This window comes from Nocardia sp. FBN12 (assembly GCF_054031145.1).
On sequence record NZ_CM132926.1, the window covers coordinates 6,469,062 to 6,489,808 of the forward strand.

Sequence of the window (20,747 nt, forward strand, 5' to 3'; positions counted from 1 at the left end):
GTGCGCCGTAGGTCACATGTTCAAGATGGGTCGATTTGCAGTGTTCGCAGGATAGGCGAACCCGTCAATGGGAATTGGCGCGGAAATGAGTGAAGGGCGCTGATCCGGCCGGTTGCCGGAGTTATTCCACGGTCACCACCTCGCGGGGTGCGCGGGATTTGCGGAGTTCGGCCAAACGCAACGCTGAGCGCAGATCCCCGACCTCGTGAATCCGCATCGTCCCGGTCTTGGTTTTCTCCGAACCGGGCGGAACGAGCGCGGTCGTGAACCCCAACCGCTCGGCTTCGGCCAGCCTCCTGCCAAGCCCGGTGACTTTGCGAACCTCGCCGGCCAGGCCGACTTCGCCCAGGATCACCCAGCCCGCCGGAAGCGCGACATCCGCCTCGGCGGACGCGATCGCCAGGGCGATGGCAAGGTCTGCGGTCGGCTCGAGCAAACGCATCCCGCCGACCGTCGCCGCGTACACATCGTGCTTGCCGAGAAAGACCCGCCCGCGGCTCTGCAGCACCGCGAGCACCATCGAAACGCGGTTGTAGTCGAGCCCGCTCACGGCGCGGCGCGGCTGCGGGATCTCGGTCTTCACGGTGAGCCCCTGCACCTCGGCCACCAGCGGTCGTTTGCCGTCCATCGCGACGGTCACCGCGGTGCCGGAGACGGTGTCGGTGCGATGGTGCAGGAACAGCCCGGACGGATCGTCGACGCAGGCGATGCCGTCCTCGTGCAGTTCGAAACAGCCCACCTCATCGGCGCTACCGAACCGGTTCTTGATGCCGCGAACCATCCGCAGCGACGAGTTCTTGTCGCCCTCGAACTGCAACACCACGTCCACCAGGTGCTCGAGCGTGCGCGGGCCCGCCACGTTCCCGTCCTTGGTGACGTGCCCGACCAGCAGCACCGCGATCCCGGTCGCCTTGGCCAGCGAGGTCAGCGCCGCGGTGACCGCGCGCACCTGGGTGACACCGCCGATCACACCGTCCACCTCGGGGGCGAGCATGGTCTGCACCGAGTCCACCACCAGCAGCGTCGGCCGCACCTGCTCCACGTGGCCGAGCACGATCGACAGATCCGATTCGGCCGCCAGATACACCCGGTCGTGCACCGCACCGGTCCGATCGGCCCGCAGCCGCACCTGCCCGGCGGACTCCTCCGCGGTCACATACAGCGCGGTCTCCGCGCGCGCCGCTGCCCAGCGGTACGCGACCTCGAGCAACAGCGTCGACTTGCCGACCCCCGGCTCACCCGACAGCAGCACCACCGAGCCGGGCACCACACCGCCCCCGAGGACCCGATCGAGTTCGCTCACCCCCGTCGACCGTGCCTGCGTGACCTTGGAGTCGATCTGCGACAACGGCGCCGCGGCCGTGCTCGGCAGCATCGCCCGGCGCCCTGGCGCGGCGGCGGCCGCCGAAACGGCCACCTCGTTCACTGTTCCCCACGCCCCACAGTCAGGGCACTTACCCACCCACTTGGACACCTCGTGCGTGCACGCGGAGCACCGGAAGACTGCTTTGGTCTTGGCCACACGCGCACCCTACGGACCTGTACCGACAGAAAAAGAGCCGCCGCGAAGTTCGCGACGGCTCTTCTCGGAAGTGCTGGTGTCAGTGACCGCCCGCACCGGCAGGCGCCGGGCCGGACTTCTCGTTCTCGACACGCTCGACAGCGGCGGCGTCGACCGGGACCGCCACCTGCACGGTGCCCGCGTCCTTGAAGTTGAAGGTGACGTTGTAGGTCAGGCCGGGGACGATGTCGGTGGCCAGTGCCGTGATCTCGATCGTGGCCGGGTTCTTCGCCGGATCGATCGACGGGGTGTCGTTGCCGGTCGGCGCGGCCGAGGTGGTGGTGGGGGCCGCCGTGGTGGCCGGCGCCGCCGACGGAGCGGCGTGGTGATCGCCCGCAGCGGCGGGCGCGGCCGTGGCCGGGCCGACGACCACGGTCTGCTGCGGCTTCAGCACGAACTTGGCGTCGCCACCAGGGCCGGTGATCTTGATCTGGCCCAGGTCGGTGCTCACGCTGGTCAGCTCGTCGGTGACGATCTCGCTGGTGTTGACGATCGACAGCGCGATCATCGCTTTGCCACCCTTGTCGTGCTCGGCGGTGGCCTCCGGGTACACGATGTGCACGTTGCGCAGCGCGATATCGCCGACGTTGGCGTGGTTGCCGTTGATGGCGGCAGCCTGCGACGAAGTCTGGGTGTGCTGGCCGGCACTGCAGCCGGTCAGGGCGATGCCCGCGGCAGCGGCGAGCGCGGCAACCGTCACCATGCGACGTCGCGCCGACAGGGCGGTCACAGCTTTCAGGGCAGTCACGGTTTGTGTCCTCCATGTCGACCGGGCTCACTCCGTCCCCATGGGGATCGGAGGGTAGTAACTAGGCAGCGTAGTAGTTCACTTCGCGCGGGTGACGTTCGGGCTCGCGACGCGCGGGTGCGGAAGTAACAGTTCGGTGTCTCGAGTGGGTTTGCCGGATCGATGCCGGGTTCGCGCTGTGCGATAACCGGTCGCTGTGCTGGCGGTTAACCCGTTACGGCACAACACAATGCACACCAGTTCTGCGTTGTCAACCCCTGCGCTGGCCTCGTTGTGGCCCTGACCTGCACAGTTGATCGCGCCGTTATCGAGTCGCATGTTAAACTGTGAACATCGAAAGGGGCACGGGACACATGATTTTTAAGGTCGGAGACACCGTCGTTTACCCCCACCACGGAGCGGCGCTGATCGAAGCTATCGAGACCCGCACCATCAAGGGTGTGCAGAAAGAGTATCTGGTCCTGAAGGTCGCGCAAGGCGACCTGACCGTTCGGGTTCCCGCAGAGAACGCTGAATACGTCGGCGTCCGTGACGTCGTCGGCCAGGAAGGTCTTGACCGCGTCTTCCAGGTGCTGCGCGCGCCACACACGGAGGAGCCGACCAACTGGTCCCGCCGTTACAAGGCCAACCTCGAGAAACTCGCCTCCGGCGATGTGAACAAGGTGGCCGAAGTGGTACGTGACCTGTGGCGTCGTGAGCAGGACCGCGGCCTGTCCGCGGGTGAGAAGCGGATGCTTGCCAAGGCTCGTCAGATCCTCGTCGGTGAGCTCGCGCTCGCCGAGGGCACCGACGACGGCAAGGCCGAATCGCTGCTCGACGAGGTTCTTGCCGCGGCTTCCTAGAAATAACCAACAAGTGCGACCTGTCGTAGCACTGGTCCCTGCCGCCGGTCGAGGTGTGCGCCTGGGTGAACCCACCCCGAAGGCGTTCGTCTCGGTCGGCGGCACACCTATGGTCCGGTTGGCCGTCGACGGCTTGATCGCGTCCGGTGCGGTGCACCGGGTTGTCGTGGTCGTGCCCGCCGAACTGGTCGAGGCCGCGACTTCTCTGCTGTCCATGACCACCTCGCTGACCGGCGGTTCGATGCCCCCTGTGCCGGTGCAGGTGGTCGTGGGCGGCGCCGAGCGCACCGATTCGGTGCGCGCGGGTATCGCGGCCGCGCCCGACGCCGCGTTCTACCTCGTGCACGATGCCGCTCGCGCGCTCACACCACCGGAGCTGATCGCGCGGGTCGCCGCCGAGCTCCGGGCGGGCAGCCAGGCTGTCGTCCCCGCGTTGCCCGTCGTCGACACCGTGAAATCGGTCGACGCCGCGGGCATCGTCACCGGCACCCCCGATCGCGCCCACCTGCGCGCCATCCAAACTCCCCAGGGCTTCGACGCGGATCTCCTGCGCCGCGCGTACGCCACCGAGGTCGGCGCCACCGATGACGCCGGTCTGGTCGAACGCCTCGGCGTCGCCGTGCAGACCGTCGCGGGCGACCCCCTCGCCTTCAAGATCACCACCCCGCTCGACCTCCGCCTGGCCGAAGCGCTGCGTGCCGACTCCGCTGATCACGCCCCCGAGGCGGTCGCACGATGAGAGTCGGTATCGGCAGCGATGTGCACCCCATCGAGCCGGGACGCCCCTGCTGGATGGCCGGCTTGCTGTTCCCCGATGCCGACGGCTGCGCGGGCCACTCCGACGGTGACGTCGCCGCCCACGCCCTCTGCGACGCCCTGCTCTCCGCCGCAGGCCTCGGCGACGTGGGTGCTGTCTTCGGTGTCGGCCGCCCCGAATGGGCCGGTGTCACCGGCGCCGCCATGCTCACCGAGGTCCGCAGGCTGCTCGCCGACGAGGGCTTCGCAGTCGTGAACGCCGCGGTGCAGGTCATCGGCAATCGCCCGAAGATCGGCCCCCGCCGCGCCGAAGCGCAGAATGTGCTCGGCGAACTGCTCGATGCCCCGATCTCGGTGTCCGGCACGACCACCGACGGGCTCGGTCTGACCGGCCGTGGTGAGGGCGTCGCGGCGATCGCCACCTGTCTTATCGCGTCGTGTTCGTAGCCCGCACGGGCCCCTGAATCCAGCTCGCGCCGCAGCGCCGTTTCGCCGATTCCTGACACTGCCGCAGAAACACCCCGAGTTACGAACCGGCCGGTCAACCCCACCGCAATCCCACCGACTAGGATCGAATGCCGTGACCTTGCGCCTTTTTGACACCGACACGCGGACCATGCGGGAATTCACTCCGCTGGTCCCCGGCCGTGCCTCGGTGTATCTGTGTGGGGCCACCGTGCAGGGGCAACCCCATATCGGTCACGTGCGTAGCGGCGTCGCCTTCGACGTGCTGCGCCGCTGGTTGCTCGCGCACGACTACGACGTGCGGTTCATCCGCAATGTCACCGATATCGACGACAAGATCCTGAACAAGGCCGCCGAAGCGGGCAGGCCGTGGTGGGAATGGGCCGCGACCCATGAGCGCGCGTTCGACGCCGCCTACGAAACCCTCGGCGTCCTGCCGCCCTCGGCCGGACCGCGTGCCACCGGTCACGTCACCCAGATGGTCGACCTCATGCGGCGCCTGATCGAGCGCGGCCACGCCTATGCCGCCGACGGCGATGTGTATTTCGACGTGCTGAGCTGGCCGAATTACGGCGAGCTCTCCGGCCACCGCCTCGACGACGTGCACCAGGGCGAGACCCCGACCCGCGGCAAACGTGATTCTCGCGACTTCACGCTGTGGAAAGCCGCCAAGCCGGGCGAGCCGAGCTGGCCGTCCCCGTGGGGGCCCGGTCGCCCCGGCTGGCATCTGGAATGCTCCGCGATGGCCGAGTTCTATCTCGGCGCGGAATTCGATATCCATTGCGGTGGAATGGATTTGATTTTCCCGCACCACGAGAACGAGATCGCCCAGTCCAAAGCGGCAGGCGACGGTTTCGCGCGTTACTGGCTGCACAACGGCTGGGTGACGATGGGCGGGGAGAAAATGTCGAAGTCGCTCGGCAACGTCCTCTCGGTCCCGAATGTACTCACCCGGGTGCGCCCGGTAGAATTGCGTTTCTACTTGGGCAGCGCGCATTACCGCTCGATGCTCGAATACTCCGACAAGGCACTCGACGACGCGGTCGCCTCGTATCAACGCATAGAAGCCTTCGTGGGGCGTGTGCTCGATCGGGCGGGCGAGGTGCCGATCGGTAAATGGACCGACGGATTCGCCGCCGCGATCGACGACGATCTGGCGATCCCGAAGGCGCTCGCCGAAATCCACCACGTGGTGCACGAGGGCAATCGAGCGCTGGAATCGGGCGCGGTGGAGACCGCGGTCGAGCTGGCCGGTCAGGTGCGGGCGATGCTGGGAATTCTCGGCGTCGACCCGCTCGACGAACAGTGGTACACCCCCGCCGACAATTCGGCGGCGATCGCCGCGCTCGACGTGCTCGTCCGCACGGAGCTCGATCGCCGGGCGAACGCGCGGGCAGACAAGAACTGGGCAGAAGCCGATGCCGCACGAGATCGGCTCATCGCCGCGGGTATCGAGGTAACCGATACCCCGCAGGGGCCGGAGTGGTCGTTGGGCGCATGAGCGAGCGTAGCGAGATCGATGTGTCAGCGCGCGGCGCGCATGCCGCAGCCGAGCGCCAGCGCGGCGTAGGCATGAGCGGAAAGGCGAACTGATGGCAGGCAATTCACAGCGACGCGGAGCAGTACGTAAGGGCGGCACCAAGAAGGGTGCCGTCGCCGGTTCCGGTGGTAAGCATCGCCGTGGTCTCGAGGGCCGGGGCGCGACGCCGCCCGCCGTCGCGCGCACCAAGCATCCCGCCGCCAAGCGGGCCAGAGCGGCCGAGAAGGCCAAAGCCAATGCGGCACAGGGCCGTCCGACCGGCAAGTCCGGTGTGCCGCGCGCAGGCCGCAAGTCCGACGAGGGTCCCGAGTTGGTGCTCGGCCGCAACCCCGTGCTCGAGTGTCTGCGCGCCGACGTGCCCGCGACCGCCCTGTACGTGGCGGTCGGCACCGAGAACGACGACCGCCTCTCGGAGAGCGTGCAGCGCGCGGCCGACATGGGCATCTCCATCCTCGAGGTGCCGCGCACCGATCTGGATCGGCTGAGTGCCAACGGAATGCACCAGGGCGTCGCCCTGCAGGTGCCGCCGTACCGCTACGCCCACCCCGACGACCTGATGGACCGGGTGAAGTCCACCGCCGAGCCCGCCCTGCTGGTCGCGCTGGACAACATCACCGACCCGCGCAACCTCGGCGCCGTCATCCGCTCGGTGTCCGCGTTCGGCGGTCAGGGCGTGGTGATCCCGCAGCGACGTAGCGCGAGCGTCACCGCGGTGGCCTGGCGCACCAGTGCTGGTGCGGCTGCCCGGCTGCCCGTCGCGCGGGCGACCAATCTGACTCGCACACTGAAGGATTGGGCTTCGAACGGTATTCAGATCGTTGGTCTCGATGCCGACGGTGACACGACTCTGGATGAATTCGATGGCAGTGTGCCTACGGTTGTGGTTGTGGGTTCGGAGGGTAAGGGGTTGTCGCGGCTTGTTCGTGAGAATTGCGACTCGATTTTGAGTATCCCGATGGCGGGGCCGGTTGAGTCGTTGAATGCGTCGGTTGCGGCTGGGGTTGTTTTGGCTGATATTGCTCGGCAGCGTCGGTTGGGGTGAGTTGGTGGTCTGGGTTTGGTAGTGCCTGGTTGGGTGGTGAGGTGAGGCTTCGGGGTTTGGGAGTGCCTGGTTGGGTGGTGAGGTAAGGCTTCGGGGTTTGGTAGCGCCTGGTTGGGTGGTGAGGTAAGGCTTCGGGGTTTGGTAGCGCCTGGTTGGGTTGGGTATGGCAGAGCTTCGGGGTTTGAGTAGTCCTAGAGGCGCTGGCTGTGTTTATTGGAGCGCTGGCGCGCTCGAGTCGCGGCCCCGAGGGGCCGCCGGTTAGGCACCGGTGCTTGCTCCTTCGTCGCCTACGCACCGGCGCCTAACCGGCGACCCGGCCGCGACCGGCCACTTCGTGGCCGTCCCTCCCTAAGGGTCGGGAGTGCGGTGGTTGGGTTTTGTGGGTTGTGGAAGACGGGGACGGGCTGGGGTGCACTGTGTGGTTTGGAGTGCGGTGGGTGGGTTTGGTGGGGTGGAAGACGGGGACTGGCTGTGTGCGCGGTGGGGTTGGAGTTTGGTGGGAGGGTTGTGCAGGACGGGGACGGGTTGGGGTGCGCGGTGTGGTCGGGAGTGTGGTGGGTGGGTTGGGGAGGGTTGTGGAAGACGGGGACAGGCGGGGGTGCGCGATGTGGTTGGGAGGGCGGTAGTGGTGCGGGCTTCGGGGGAAGTGGTGGATTGGGGCAGGCGGGTGGATGCGTAGTTCGGGTCAGCGGCGCTCCGGCACAGTAGGATTCGTCGGGTGGCGATTCCGAATCAGCCGATCGGTGAGACGGTCGAGCACCCGCAGGCCAACCTGATCCTTGTGCTCGGGCTGCTCAGCCCGTTCTGCTGTGGGATCTTCGGGCCGGTCGCGTGGGTGCTCGGCAAGCGCGCGCTCAACGACATCGATGCGTCCTACGGTGCGCTCAGCGGCCGCTCACAGGTGATGATCGGGTACATCGCCGGCATCTTCGGCACCATCTGCATGCTGTTGTTCGCGCTGCTGTATCTGGCCGGTTCCTGCAACGGGAACTTCTGAGTTCAGTCCAGGCTCGGGCGGTCCCAGGCCGGCCACTCGCCGCTGACGCTGCCGGTCCAGTTCGGCGGGCGACGTTCTTTGAACGCCACCATGGCCTCGCCACCGTCGACGCTCTTGGCTACCTGTGCGTTGAGCTCGGATTCGAGCTGCCCGACCACGGCGGGCGTCATGCCGAGGCTCTCCCAGATCAGCCGCTTGGTCAGCGCGACCGGCAGGGGAGCGGTCCCGGTGGCGATGTCGTCGGCCACCGCCATCGCGGTCATCAGCACCTCGTCGGCGGGCAGCGCGGCATTGGCAAGCCCGAGTGATTTGGCTTCGTCACCGTCGAAGGTGCGTCCGGTGAGCATGATGTCGGCGGCGTTGGCGAGCCCGGCCAATCGCGGCACCGTCCAGTGCGCGAACCCGTCGGCGAGCACCCCGCGACGCACCTGGTTCAGCCCGTAGACCGCGTCGCGAGCGAAATACCGCAGGTCACACTGCAGCGCCAGCGCCAGCCCGATACCGACGGCGTGCCCGTTCACCGCGGCGATGACGGGCTTACGGACCTGCCAGGGCGGCGGATCGAGGGTCGCGCTCACGTCGCCACCGCGCGCGGCCAGGTCCGCGCCCGCGCAGAAGGCCGGTGGGGTGCCGGTGATGACGACGGCGCGAATCGCGTCCTCGGTATCGCAGCGGCGTAGTGCCGCGCTCAGCTCGGCCGCCATGGTCGGGGTGACGGCGTTCTGCTTGGCAGGTCGGTGCAACGTCAGCACGGCGACGCCACCTTCGACATCGACGAGCAATTCCGAACTCATGGGATCGAATCGTACTAGCGACCGGCCAGCAAGTGTCTGCCGATCGCGTACTTGTGCACTTCTGTCGGCCCGTCGTAAAGACGGAACGCGCGCATATCCCGGAACAACATCTCCACGACCGTCTCGTCGCTGATCCCGATTCCGCCGAGCACCTGCACGCACCGATCGGTGACCTTGAACAGTTCCTCGGACACATACGACTTCGCCATCGACGACTCGTGCCTGGCCTGCTGCCCCTGATCCATCAGCCAGCAGGCGTGCCAGATCGTCAGCCTGCACTGGTGCAGCGCCACCTCGTTGTCGGCGAGCATGAACGACACGCCCTCGTGTTCGCCGATCGGCTTGCCGAAGGCGGTGCGGGTGCGCGCGTAGTCCAGGGCGATGGACTGCGCGCGGGCCGCCGCGCCGAGCCAGCGCATGCAGTGCGTGAGCCGCGCGGGCGCGAGCCGCAATTGCGCGTACCGCAGGGCTTGTCCGGTGCGGCCGAGTACGGCCGTCGGCGGCAGCGTGAGATTCTCGAACCGCACCACCGCGTGCCCGCCGACGTAGTTGCGGTCCATCGTGTTCATGATCCGTTCGATCACGATGCCCGGCGCGTCACCCTCGGTGAGAAACAGGGTCGGTCCCGCCGGTAGATGGGGGTTCTCGGCGAGCAGGGCTATGATGATCCAGGTCTTGGCGCCGTCGGCGCCGGTGATCAGCCATTTGAGACCGTTGATCACGAAGTTCTCGCCGTCGAACACCGCCTCGGTGCTGAGCTGTCCGGGATCCGAACCGGCCCCACCGGGTTCGGTCATCGCGAAGACCGAGCGCTGCTCGCCCCGGATCACCGGCATCAGGTACTGGTCGATCTGCTCCGGATCGGCGACCTTGTTGAGCAGGAACATGTTCCCCTCGTCGGGCGCGGCGCAGTTCATCGCGACGGGCCCGAGCGTCGACCACCCCGCCGCCTCGTACACCAGCGCCTGCTCGACATGGCTGAGGCCGAGCCCGCCGTATTCCACCGGCGCCTGCACGGTCAGTAGCTTCTCGGCGCGGGCCAGCTCCACGAGCTCGCCCCGCAAATCGTCGGTCGGGCCGTGCGCGGTGAGCCGGGGATCACGCTCGAACGGCACGATCTGCTCGACGACGAAGTTCCGGACACGGTCACGAAGGGCAGCGAGATCGTCCGGCACAGAGAAATCGATCATGAACCGATTGTGTTCTATCGGTTCAGCGCGCGTGGGCGAGTTGCCGATTGCGATGGCCGACGACCCGGCAGACCAGGTAGATGCTGAACGAGATCGTGGTGACGAAGGTCGACACCGGCACGCCGGGCGCCAGCGACAGCAGCAGCCCACCCACCGCGGCGACCTCGGCGAAGATCACCGACAGCACGGTCGCCCGCATCGGACTCGAGGTCACCTGCGCGGCCGCCGCGGCAGGCGTGATCAGCAACGCGAGCACCAGCAGCGCGCCGACGATCTGCACGCCGAACGCGGCGGTGATCCCGAGCAGCACCGCGAACACCACCGACAATGCCCGCACCGGCACCCCGCGCGCGATCGCGACCTCGGGATCGGAACTGGCGAACAGCAGCGGCCGATACACCACCGCCAGCACGGCCAGCACGGCAGCGGTACAGGTGACCAGCAGCGCGAGCCCGTCGTAACCGACCCCGGCGACCTGCCCGGTGAGCAGTGAGAACTTCGACCCGGCCCGCTCCGGCGCGAGCCACAGGAACAACACCGACAACCCGAGCCCGAACGACAACACCACCGCGATCACCGAATCGCGTTCGCGCGCACGAGAACCCAGCCAGCCGAACAGCACGGCCGCGACCACCGAACCGGCGATCGCCCCGAATCCGACCCCGACCCCGACGAGTAGCGCCGCCGACGCTCCGGTCAGCGACAGCTCACTTGTCCCGTGCACCGCGAACGACATCTGCCTGGCGACGATCAGCGGCCCGATCAACCCGGCCAGCAAACCAAGCAGCGCACTCGCCAACAGCGCCTGCTGCACGAAGTCATAACTGAGCAGGTTCGCGGTGGTACCGAAGTCGAACATCTGCTGGAACACCTTGGTGAGCTTGTCCATCAGGCGGTACCGCCCAGCGCGTCCATGTCGTCACCGGTGCCGACGACCACCAGCCGCCCGCGAACCCGCAGCACCTCGACCTCGGTGCCGTACAACTCCGACAGCGTTTCCGAGGTCATCACCTCATCGGGCGTCCCGATCCGGAAGCCACCGTCGACGAGATACAGCACCCGATCCACCAGCGGCAGAATCGGATTGATCTCGTGGGTCACGAACAGCACCGCCGTGTCGTGCTCGCGTCGACGCTTGTCGACCAGCTCGGCGACCAGCCGCTGATTCGCCATGTCCAGGCTGAGCAGCGGTTCGTCACACAGCAGTACCGACGGATCGCCGACCAGGGCCTGCGCGACCCGCAACCGCTGCTGCTCACCGCCGGACATCGTCTCCAGCGACGCGTGCGCGAACGACCCGGCACCCACCGCGGCGATGGCCCGCTCGACCTTCTCGGCCCGGCTGCGCCGACCACGCCACCCGAGCCCCCACCGATGTCCGTCCACGCCGAGCCCGACCAGATCGACCCCGCGCAGTTGCACACCGGCGTCGATGGTCTTCTGCTGCGGGATGTAGCCGATGCCCGGATTGCCGACCCCGGCCCGCCGCCCGGCGATCTCCGCGCTACCCGAGTTCAGGTCGAGGGTGCCGAGCAGAGCGCGCAGCAGGGAGGTCTTGCCCGAGCCGTTGGGCCCGAGGACGGCGATGAATTCGCCCGGCCGCACGTCGAGGTCGAGGCCACTCCAGAGGGTGCGGTCACCGAAAGACATGGTGGCCCCGCGCAGGCGGATCGCCGCGTCGACGGCATCAGCCTTCGGCGCGGCGGTGGTTTCCGACAGTGCGGTTGCCTCGGTCATGGACGTCCTCAGCGCAGGGCCGCGGCGAGTGCCTTGGCGTTGGCGGTCTGCCACTGGATGTAATCCACACCGGCGGGCAGCGTTTCGGTGACCTCGACCACGGCGATGCCGGCCGACTGCGCGGCGGCCCGCAGGTCCTGGGTGATCTTGTCCTCGGTCTGGGTGTTGTAGATCAGCGCCTTCACCTGCTTGCCGGTGATCAGGTCGCGGGTGGCGGCGACGGCGGCCGGGGCAGGGTCGGTCTCCTGCTCGATCGCTTCCTGGAATTCGTGCGGGGTCTTGTCCTGCGCGGTCGCGGCGACGAGCAGGTAGTGCGCGAGCGGCTCGGACTGGGCGACCGGCGCGTTCGGCGTCTGGGTGGCGATGGTGCCGGTGATGGTGCTGACGCCGATCAGCTGATTCTTGAAGGCGACCGCGCGCTCGGTGTAGGCGCTCGCGTGCGCGGCGTCGACCTGGCCGAGCTCGGCGGCGATCTGGTCAGCGACGGCCGCGACGGTGGTCACGTCGTACCAGACGTGCTCGTTCTCGTCGCTCTTGTCCGCGCGCTGCTCGAAAGCCTCGACAGTCCGCTTGTCCTTGCCCGCGATGGCCTTCTCGATGAACTCGTCGTAGTGCCCACCGTTGAACACCACCAGATCCGCGTCGCTGATCTTGGCGGTGTCGGTGGCCGAGGTCTCGAACGAGTGCGGGTCGGCGGCGGGATCGCTGATGATCGAGCTGACCTGCGCGTCCGGCCCGGCGACGGCGGTCGCGATGGACCCCCACACGTTGGTGGAGGCGACGATCTGCGGGGTATCGGAATCGGTGTCGCTGGTGCCGCAGGCGCTGAGGACGACCGCGGCCGTCACTCCTGCCGTGATACCGGCAAACAAGCGGGCGAATCGAGGGTTCACGCGGCACTCCTGGCAAGCAAGCTCTAGATCGTAATGGAAATCGTTACCGTTTTAGATTAGCAGCATCGAATACCCAGGACGAACCGCATCGAAAAGCCGGGCTCGAAAATCGAACCCGGCTTTGTCGAGCGTTGTCACACCATCGCGTTGACCGGCTGGCTCAGTAGTTGGGCACAACGCAGCAAACCGAGGTGGCTGTAAGCCTGGGGATGATTACCCAGAGAACGCTCCGCGACCGGGTCGTATTCCTCGCTGAGCAGACCGGTGGGCCCGGCCGCCGCGACGAGCTGAGCGAACAGGGCCTCGGCATCCGAGCGCCTGCCGATCAGCAGGTACGCCTCGACCAGCCAGGCGGCACACAGGTGGAAGCCACCTTCGCCGCCGGGCAGGCCGTCGTCGTGGTGGTAGCGGTACACCGTCGCACCACTGCGCAGTTCGGCCTCGGTGGCCACCACCGTCGCGGCGAAGCGCGGGTCGGCGGGGTCGATCAGGCCGCTGAGGCCGATGTGCAGGGTGGCCGCGTCCAGATCGGTGCCGTCGTAGGCGGCGGTGTAGGACTGGACCTCGTCGTTCCAGCCCTTCGCCTTCACCTCGTCGGCGATCGTGTCGCGCAGGATCACCCAGTCGGGATCGGCGGCGCGATCGAAACGTTGCGCCAGGGTCAGGGCGCGGTCGATGGTGAGCCAGCCCATCACCTTCGAGTACACGTGGTGGCGCGGATTGCCGCGGATCTCCCAGATGCCGTGATCGGGCTCGGTCCAGCGACGCTGCACCGCCGACACCATCGCGTGCACCAATTCCCAGTCGGCATCCGGCAGGGCCTTGGCGGGCGAGATGATGCCCTGACGCTCGCGCTCGTGCGCCATCGAGGTGATCAGGTCGACGATCGGCCCGAACACGTCGAGCTGGACCTGCATATTGGCCGCGTTGCCCACCCGCACCGGCCGCGACCCGGCATAACCGGGCAGCACGTCGATCACGGCTTCGGGCGGCAGCGTCTCGCCGTAGATCGTGTACAGGGGGTGCAGCCGCTCGGGCCCCGGCAGGGTGTCGAGCACCTTGTGCACCCAGCCGAGGAACTCCTCGGCCTCGGTCAGTGAGCCGAGGGTCACCAGCGCCTGCGCGGTGAGCGACGCGTCACGCAGCCAGCAGTAGCGGTAGTCCCAGTTGCGCACGCCGCCGATGTCCTCGGGCAGCGAGGTGGTCGCCGCGGCCAGGATCGACCCCGACGGCCGGTGCACCAGCCCGCGCAGCGTCAGCGCGGAACGCTTCATCAGATCCGGCTTGAGCGGCGGCAACAGCAACCCGGCCGCCCACTGCGCCCAGTACTGCTCGGCGAGCTGGCGGCGCTGCGGTTCCGGTGTCATCGACGGCGCGAGATCAGCCGTACCGCACCGCAATTCGAGGATCACGGGCGCGGTCGACGGATCGACCACCGCGCGCGCCTGCTGATTGGTTCCGTCGGACAGGATCTCCCATTCGACACCGGGGGAGCGCAGCACCATCGGATCGTTGGTGCCGCTGACGACGATTCCGTTGCGCACGGCTTCCATCCGCACCGGCACCTGCCCGAACTCCGGCTGCGGCGCGAAGGTGACAACGGCTTTCGCCGCGCCGGAGATCACCCTGGTCAGGTCGGTCCGGTTGGGCGCCACGTCGTGGGGCAGGTAGTCGGCCACTTGCAAACTGGCCCACCGTGTTTCGACCGTCATCGTGCCGTCGACATAGCGCTGCGACAGCGGCAGGCTCGGTCGCTCCGGTGCCACCGTGAAATGCCCGGCCGCCGCGCCGCCGAGCAGGTGCGCGAACACCGCCGCCGAATCGGGCTCGGGATGGCAGAACCAGGTGACGGTCGCGTCAGGGGTGAGCAGCGCGACCGAGCGCGGGCTGGCCAGCATGCTCAACCGCTCGATCCGTGGCGCGCTCGCCCCGGCCAGCCAGGTGCGCCGCTCCTCGACCAGGAACGCCAGCGCGCGCGCCACGTCCTCGGTGGAGTCCACGTGCAGCTTGGCGATGCTCTCGCCCTCGCCGACCTTGATGCCGACGTCGGGTCCGGAGAGCACCCGGAACGCCTTCTCGTCGGTCACGTCGTCGCCGAAGAATACTGCGGCAGAAGCGCTTTCCTGATGACGGATGGTGTCGAGCGCGGTGCCCTTGTCGGTCGGGATCACCGCGAGCTCGATCACCGCCTTGCCTTCGGTCACCTGCACGCCCACCCAGCACGCCGGGCCTTGACGCGCGGAAGTCAGTGCGCGCCTGCCGATCTCGGGGCTGGCATTGCGCACGTGCAGTGCGGCGCTGGCCGGCTTCATCTCGACGGTCACGCCCGGGTTCTCGGCGGCGATCTTCGAGAACGCGGAATTGATCTCTGTCAGTAGCTGTTTGGCGTCGTTGTCGATCGCGTGCACGAAGCCGACGTCGAACTCGGAGCCGTGGCTGCCGATCAGTTGCACCTCGACCGGCAGGCGCGAGAGCGCGGCCAGATCGCGTAGTGCCCGACCGGAAATCACCGCGGCCGTAGTGTTCGCCAGCCCCGCCAGCGCGCGTAACGCGCTCACCGATTCCCGCTGGGGAAAGGCTTTCGCCGGGTCGGACACGATCGGGGCGATAGTCCCGTCGTAGTCCGAGGCAACCAGTAGCCGCGGCACGCGCGCAACCGACGCCAGTGCACGGCGGACATCCAAGGGCAGTTCCTGTGCGCTCACGCATCCAACCTAGTGATGGGAGGAGTTGATCAGGGGGCGCGAAAAACAATACTGCGTCAATTTTGCCGCGCGAGCGGCGCGGCGGGTTGTGCGCACGACCCCCGGTCGTTTGCTCGCGACTTTACGGCAAATTACGGACCGTTGGTCCACCACCGCACCCCGGATCCGTCGAGCTCACCGGGAGGATGCGCGGGTCGGCGAGGCGCGCGGGGCCGGTAGATGCACTGTTTCGCATATGCGACGTCGGCTATGCATCTTCCTACTGGAAGACGCACAGCCGACGGGTGTCTACCGCGATGGGCGATTTGTGATGTTGCGGTGGTGAGATTTGCCGGGTTGCTACGTTATCCGCGATCGCCCAGCAACAGGTCGACGGTGAGCTCGAGTCGTTCCGTGACATCGGTCGCCGAGGCGCGCCGGGTGAGCCACGCCACCAGGTTCGACAGCCACACATCGGAGATGACGCGGGCGATGGCGAGCTGGCGATCGTCGGGCTCGCCGTCGCTCATCGCGCGGGCGAAGACCCGGTCCATCACCTTGCCGACTCGATCCACCTCCGCGGCGGCCGAGGCGTCGGCGAACATGAACGCGCGCGTCATCGCCTCGGTGAGCAGGGGGTCGCGCTGCATCATCCGGGTGATCTGGGTGAGCAGCACGTGCATGCGCTCGGACGGACCGTCGCCGTCGGGTAGTGGCTTGCGCTTGCCCTCGAACATCTCGAATTCCCTGGCCAGCGCCGAAACGAGCAGGTGCACCTTGGACGGGAAATAGCGATACAGGGTGCCGACTGCCACATCGGCGCGCTCGGCGACCGCCCGCATCTGCACGGCGTCGTAGCCGCCCTTGGAGGCCAGCGCGAGGGTGGCGTCGAGGATGCGCTTGCGCCGGTCGCGTTGCGCGCTGGAGCTGAGCTCGTCCTCGGACAGCGTCGTCACGGTGGGCGTTGGTGCGGGACTGTCCATCGTGGAAACCCTTTCGCGTCAGTGGCAATTCATCGGCCGAGCCGAAGCCCGGAGCCTACTGCGAGTGTAGGTGTCTTGACTTATACCCGGCTCAGATATTAGAACATGTTCTAGGAGTGGGAACCACGCCGGAAGGGCGGATCTTCTTGTGACCATCGCCACCACTGACGAGCACAAAGCCGTCGCGGCATCGCTGCGAGGCTGGGCGAGCACGGTCGCGCCGATTGAAACAATGCGCGCCGGCGGCTCGGCCGCTTGGCGCGAGTACTGGACCGGGCTGAGCGAGTTCGGGCTGTTCGAGGTCGCGCTGCCCGAGGACAATGGCGGGCTCGGCGGTACGGTCACCGACCTCGCCGTGATGCTCGAGCAAACCGGCGACGACCTGGTCGGTGGTCCGGTACTGGCCACCGCGCTGGCCGGGCTGATCGCCGAGGGCGCGCTCGGCGAGGGCGCGCCGTGTGCGCTCGCGATGCCCGGCGACGAGCAGGCGGCCAAGGCTGTCGCCACCGATGCGGGCTGGAGTGTCACCGGCACTTGGGATTTCGTCTACGGCGCCGATGCGCAGACGCAGGTCCTGGTGCCGGCGAACACCATCGAGGGGGTCCGCTGGCTGCTGATTCCCGCTGCGGCAGTGGAGATCACGCCGTTGGCGCACGGTGATCACACCGTGCCGCTGGCGCGGGTGAACGCCACCGACGTGGCTGTCCCCGCTGAGCACGGCTTCGCGCCAGCGGCCGATGTCACCGATCTCTTCGTGGCGCTCGCCGTCGCCGAACTGGCCGGTGTGGCCGGCTGGACGCTGCGCACGGCCGTCGAATACGCCCGTGTCCGTGAGCAATTCGGCAAACCGATCGGCAGCTTCCAGGCGATCAAGCACCTGTGCGCCTGGATGCTGTGCCGCACCGAACTCATCCGGGCGGTCGCCGCCGACGCGGCCGCCGCGATCGACGAGGGCGGCGACGAGCTGCCCATCGCCGCCGCCGTCGCCGCATCGGTGGCGCTCGACGCGGCGGTCGACAATGCCAAGGATGCCATCCAGGTCCTCGGCGGCATCGGCTTCACCTGGGAACACGACGCGCACTTCTACCTGCGCCGGGCGAGCTCGCTGCGCCAGCTCCTCGGCGGTTCGGCGCGCTGGCGGGCCAGGGTCGCCGAGCTCACCAGGGACGGTCAGCGTCGCACCACCGGCGCCGAACGGGTGCTCGGTGACGCTGCCGTCGATACCGCACTGGCCGACGAGATCGCCGGAATCGCCGCCCTCGAACCCGCTGACCAGGCACGTGCGCTGGTGGAGGCGGGCATGGTGATGCCGCACTGGCCGCGCCCCTACGGCCGCGCCGCCGACCCGATGACCTGCCTGCAGATCGCCGAACAACTGCGCCGCGCCGAGCTGGCGACCCCCGACCTCGCCGTCGCGGGCTGGGCCGTGCCGACGCTGCTGCGTTTCGGCACCGAGGAGCAGATCGAACGCTTCGTCTGGCCGACCCTGCACGGTGAGGTCATCTGGTGCCAGTTGTTCAGCGAGCCCGGCGCCGGCTCCGATCTCGCCGCGCTGCGCACCACCGCCGAGAAGGTCGACGGCGGCTGGGTGCTGCGTGGCCAGAAGGTGTGGACCTCGCTCGGGTCAACCGCGAACTGGGGTATCTGCCTGGCCCGCACCGATCCGTCGGCGGCCAAGCATCGCGGGATCAGCTACTTCCTCGTCGATATGCGCGCCGCGGGCGTGCAGGTGCGCCCGCTCGTGCAGATCACCGGCGAGGAGAAGTTCAGCGAGGTCTTCCTCGATGACGTGTTCGTGGCCGACGATTGCCTGGTCGGCGCGCTGAACAACGGCTGGAAGATCGCGCGCACCACGTTGTCGGCCGAGCGGGTCGCGATGGGCGGCGGCGGCATCGGTGGCGCGCTCGAGGCCCTGCTCGACCGTTTCCCGGTCGGTGGATGGGGAACAGAACTGCGTGAGGACCGTTTCGGCGCGCTGATCACTTCTTCGGTTGCTGGATCATTGCTGGAACAGCGAATCGCGGTGGCGACGATGGCAGGCGTCGACGCGGGCGCCCAAGCCGGCGTCCGTAAACTGGTCGGGGTCCGGCATCGGCAGGAGCTGGCGGAATACGCGCTGGAACTTGTCGGCCAAGAAGGCTCTCTGGACAGCGATGCTCTGAAAGAATTCCTGCTTACCCGGTGTCTCTCGATTGCGGGCGGTACCGAGCAGATCCTGTTGACCGTGGCCGCCGAACGGATTCTCGGCCTGCCGCGCGATGCGGACAGTTAGCTCGATGAGGGAGGACGCCGTGGATTTCACCCGCGACGAAAGCGCCGACGCCGTAGCCGAGGTGGTGGTAAGCCTGCTCGAACGTGAGCCGGCCAGGGACATGGCCCTGTGGCCGAGCCTGGTCGACTCCGGTCTGCTGGCGGTACCGGTACCGGAGCGATTCGGTGGCGACGGAATGGGACTGCTCGAGGTGTCGGCCATGCTCATGGAGCTGGCCACCGATGCCGCCGCGGTGCCCGCACTACCGACCTTCGGGTTCGGTGTGTTGCCACTGCTGGGCGTGCTGTCCGACGAGGTGGCCGAGCGCGTACTCGCCGAGGTCGGCAAGGGCACCGTGCTCACCGCCGCGCTCAACGAGCAGGGCGCGCCGTTCACCACCGCGCCGACCACCAAGGCGGTGCGCGACGGCGACACGGTGCGGATCACCGGCCGCAAGACCGGCGTGATCTACGCGTCGGAGGCGCGGTGGATTCTGGTACCCACCGATGCCGGTGTGGCACTGGTGGATTCGGTCGCGCCGGGGCTGGAGATCATTCCGGTGGCCGGTTCGGCGGGCATCCCGGAGGCGACGCTGGTCCTCGACGACGTCGAGATCCCGGCCGACCAGCTGCTGCCCGACGCGCTGCCCGTGCTGCACCGCCACGCCCTGGCGAGCATCGGCGCGGTCGCCGACGGTCTGCTCAAGGGCGCGATCACGCTCACCGCCGAGCACGTGCGTACCAGAGAACAGTTCGGCAGGCCGCTGGCCGAATTCCAGGCCGTGGCTCAGCAGATCGCCGATCTGTACGTCGTCTCGCGCACCCTGCACGTGGCCGCGGAGTCGGCGTGCTGGGCGCTGGCGCAGACCGATTCGTCGCCCGAGCACCAGCACCGGGTCGACGAGGATCTCGAGGTGCTCGCCTACTGGGCCGCCGCCGAAGTCCCGCGCGCCATGCAGAAATGTCATCACTTGCACGGTGGACTCGGTGTGGATATCACCCACCCGATGCACCGCTACTACTCGCAGGCCAAAGACCTCGCCCGGCTACTCGGCGGTGCGGGGCTGCGGCTCGACCTTCTGGGGGCAAGATGTTCATCGATCTGACCGCCGAACAGCGGCGGTTGCGCGAAGAATTGCGTTCCTATTTCGCCGATCTCATCAGCCCGGCCGAAGCCGCGGCGATGGCGGTGGACCGGCACGGCGACACCTACCGCGAGGTGGTGCGCCGGATGGGCCGCGACGGCTGGCTCGGTGTCGGCTGGCCCAAGGAATTCGGCGGCCAGGGTTTCGGCCCGATGGAACAGCAGATCTTCTTCAACGAGGCGGTCCGCGCGGATGTTCCGCTGCCGCTGGTCACCCTGCTCACCGTGGGGCCGACCTTGCAGAAGTACGGCACCGACGCGCAGAAGAAGAAGTTCCTGCCCGGCATCCTCTCCGGCGACATCCATTTCGCCATCGGCTACTCCGAGCCGTCGGCGGGCACCGACCTCGCCGCGCTGCGTACCACCGCGGTACGCGACAGCGACGGTGACTGGGTTGTCAACGGGCAGAAGATCTTCACCACCGGCGCCCACGAGGCCGACTACGTCTGGACGGCCTGCCGCACTGGCACGGTCGAGTCCCGCCACCGTGGCATCACGATCCTGATCGTGGACACCAAGGATCCCGGCTACTCCTGGACCCCGATCATCACCTGCGACGGCGCCCACCACACCAACGCCACGTACTTCGACGATGTGCGGGTGCCCGCGGACATGCTCGTCGGCGAGGAGAACCGCGGCTGGCGGTTGATCACCACCCAGCTCAACCACGAGCGTGTCAGCCTCGGCCCTTCGGGCAAGATCGAACAGCTCTACGACCGGCTGCGCGACTGGTCGGCGGAGCACGGCCTGCTCGGCGAGCCGGAAGTTCGTCGCGCGCTCGGCCGGGTGCGAACCATGGTGCGGCTCAACGAGTTGCTGAACTGGCAGGTTGCCGCCGCCGACACCGCCGCCGCGCAGAACGCGGTGATCGCCGATGCCTCGGCCACCAAGATCTTCTCCACCGAGTCGCTGCAGGAAGCGGGCCGCGTGGTCGAGGAGATCATCGGCCGCTACGGCGACGCGGCCGAGCCCGGCACCGCCGAGTTGCTCGGCTGGCTGGATCGGCGCACCAAGCAGAACCTCGTCGTCACCTTCGGCGGCGGCGTCAACGAGATCATGCGCGAACTGGTCGCCACCGCGGGCCTCGATCTGCCGCGCGTCCCCCGATGAACAAGGAGCGG

General features: G+C 67.9%; 18 protein-coding genes. 9 read left to right on the forward strand and 9 right to left on the reverse strand.

The annotated features are described in order from the left end of the window. Positions 1–121 precede the first annotated feature (121 nt). Positions 122–1,522, reverse strand: coding sequence for a DNA repair protein RadA (radA, locus tag ACWZHB_RS30490; protein WP_427905183.1), 1,401 nt, complete (start codon positions 1,520–1,522; stop codon positions 122–124). Positions 1,523–1,601: 79 nt separating this feature from the next. Next, positions 1,602–2,309, reverse strand: coding sequence for a hypothetical protein (locus tag ACWZHB_RS30495; RefSeq protein WP_427905184.1), 708 nt, complete (start codon positions 2,307–2,309; stop codon positions 1,602–1,604). 353 nt (positions 2,310–2,662) lie between these two features. On the opposite strand from ACWZHB_RS30495, the gene carD reads away from it, so the two are divergent. The 6 genes from carD to ACWZHB_RS30525 all read left to right on the forward strand — a co-directional run bounded on the left by carD (position 2,663) and on the right by ACWZHB_RS30525 (position 7,951). Continuing rightward, positions 2,663–3,151, forward strand: a complete 489-nt coding sequence (gene carD, locus ACWZHB_RS30500; RefSeq protein ID WP_019044685.1) for an RNA polymerase-binding transcription factor CarD — start codon at positions 2,663–2,665, stop codon at positions 3,149–3,151. A 13-nt stretch (positions 3,152–3,164) separates the two neighbouring features. Further along, entirely contained in the window at positions 3,165–3,890 is a 726-nt protein-coding gene (gene ispD, locus ACWZHB_RS30505) for a 2-C-methyl-D-erythritol 4-phosphate cytidylyltransferase (protein WP_427905185.1), read from the forward strand. Then, positions 3,887–4,354: a 2-C-methyl-D-erythritol 2,4-cyclodiphosphate synthase gene (gene ispF, locus ACWZHB_RS30510; RefSeq protein ID WP_427905186.1), complete on the forward strand. Its 468-nt coding sequence runs from the start codon at positions 3,887–3,889 to the stop codon at positions 4,352–4,354. Before ispD ends, ispF begins: the two co-directional genes overlap by 4 nt. 133 nt (positions 4,355–4,487) lie before the next feature. Further along, positions 4,488–5,873, forward strand: coding sequence for a cysteine--tRNA ligase (gene cysS / locus ACWZHB_RS30515; RefSeq protein WP_427905187.1), 1,386 nt, complete (start codon positions 4,488–4,490; stop codon positions 5,871–5,873). Between the two features lie 91 nt (positions 5,874–5,964). After that, positions 5,965–6,954 (forward strand): 23S rRNA (guanosine(2251)-2'-O)-methyltransferase RlmB, encoded by a 990-nt coding sequence (rlmB, locus tag ACWZHB_RS30520; RefSeq protein WP_427905188.1) that lies wholly within the window; start codon positions 5,965–5,967, stop codon positions 6,952–6,954. Positions 6,955–7,672: 718 nt separating this feature from the next. Continuing rightward, positions 7,673–7,951, forward strand: a complete 279-nt coding sequence (locus ACWZHB_RS30525) for a DUF4190 domain-containing protein (protein ID WP_427905189.1) — start codon at positions 7,673–7,675, stop codon at positions 7,949–7,951. 2 nt (positions 7,952–7,953) lie between these two features. Here the strand turns inward: ACWZHB_RS30525 and ACWZHB_RS30530 are convergent, their stop codons facing one another. From ACWZHB_RS30530 to kstR, 7 genes are all read right to left on the reverse strand, one after another. Continuing rightward, on the reverse strand, positions 7,954–8,745 hold the full coding sequence (locus ACWZHB_RS30530) for an enoyl-CoA hydratase/isomerase family protein (protein ID WP_427905190.1): 792 nt from the start codon (positions 8,743–8,745) through the stop codon (positions 7,954–7,956). Between the two features lie 14 nt (positions 8,746–8,759). After that, positions 8,760–9,935 carry an acyl-CoA dehydrogenase family protein gene (locus ACWZHB_RS30535; protein ID WP_427905191.1) on the reverse strand — a complete coding sequence of 392 codons (1,176 nt, stop codon included), beginning with the start codon at positions 9,933–9,935 and terminating at the stop codon, positions 8,760–8,762. Positions 9,936–9,957: 22 nt separating this feature from the next. Further along, positions 9,958–10,824, reverse strand: a complete 867-nt coding sequence (locus ACWZHB_RS30540) for a metal ABC transporter permease (protein ID WP_427905192.1) — start codon at positions 10,822–10,824, stop codon at positions 9,958–9,960. Further along, positions 10,824–11,672 carry a metal ABC transporter ATP-binding protein gene (locus ACWZHB_RS30545; RefSeq protein WP_427905193.1) on the reverse strand — a complete coding sequence of 283 codons (849 nt, stop codon included), beginning with the start codon at positions 11,670–11,672 and terminating at the stop codon, positions 10,824–10,826. The genes ACWZHB_RS30540 and ACWZHB_RS30545 overlap by 1 nt, the downstream gene beginning before the upstream one ends. Before the next feature lie 8 nt (positions 11,673–11,680). Continuing rightward, complete coding sequence (locus tag ACWZHB_RS30550; protein ID WP_427905194.1) at positions 11,681–12,565, reverse strand: metal ABC transporter solute-binding protein, Zn/Mn family; 885 nt, start codon at positions 12,563–12,565, stop codon at positions 11,681–11,683. 134 nt (positions 12,566–12,699) lie between these two features. Beyond that, positions 12,700–15,270 carry a trehalose-phosphatase gene (gene otsB / locus ACWZHB_RS30555; protein ID WP_427905195.1) on the reverse strand — a complete coding sequence of 857 codons (2,571 nt, stop codon included), beginning with the start codon at positions 15,268–15,270 and terminating at the stop codon, positions 12,700–12,702. Positions 15,271–15,614: 344 nt separating this feature from the next. Further along, positions 15,615–16,232 (reverse strand): cholesterol catabolism transcriptional regulator KstR, encoded by a 618-nt coding sequence (gene kstR, locus ACWZHB_RS30560; protein ID WP_379220016.1) that lies wholly within the window; start codon positions 16,230–16,232, stop codon positions 15,615–15,617. A gap of 148 nt (positions 16,233–16,380) precedes the next feature. Here kstR and ACWZHB_RS30565 point away from each other — a divergent pair, with 148 nt between their 5' ends. From ACWZHB_RS30565 to ACWZHB_RS30575, 3 genes are read left to right on the forward strand one after another with little or no spacing between them, the layout of a single operon-like run. Continuing rightward, positions 16,381–18,504: an acyl-CoA dehydrogenase gene (locus tag ACWZHB_RS30565; RefSeq protein WP_427905196.1), complete on the forward strand. Its 2,124-nt coding sequence runs from the start codon at positions 16,381–16,383 to the stop codon at positions 18,502–18,504. Between the two features lie 4 nt (positions 18,505–18,508). Continuing rightward, the gene (locus ACWZHB_RS30570; RefSeq protein ID WP_427905197.1) at positions 18,509–19,588 is read left to right on the forward strand and encodes an acyl-CoA dehydrogenase family protein; all 1,080 of its coding nucleotides are present in this window, start codon (positions 18,509–18,511) and stop codon (positions 19,586–19,588) included. Continuing rightward, positions 19,573–20,736 (forward strand): acyl-CoA dehydrogenase family protein, encoded by a 1,164-nt coding sequence (locus tag ACWZHB_RS30575; protein WP_427905198.1) that lies wholly within the window; start codon positions 19,573–19,575, stop codon positions 20,734–20,736. Before ACWZHB_RS30570 ends, ACWZHB_RS30575 begins: the two co-directional genes overlap by 16 nt. The last annotated feature ends 11 nt before the right edge of the window (positions 20,737–20,747 follow it).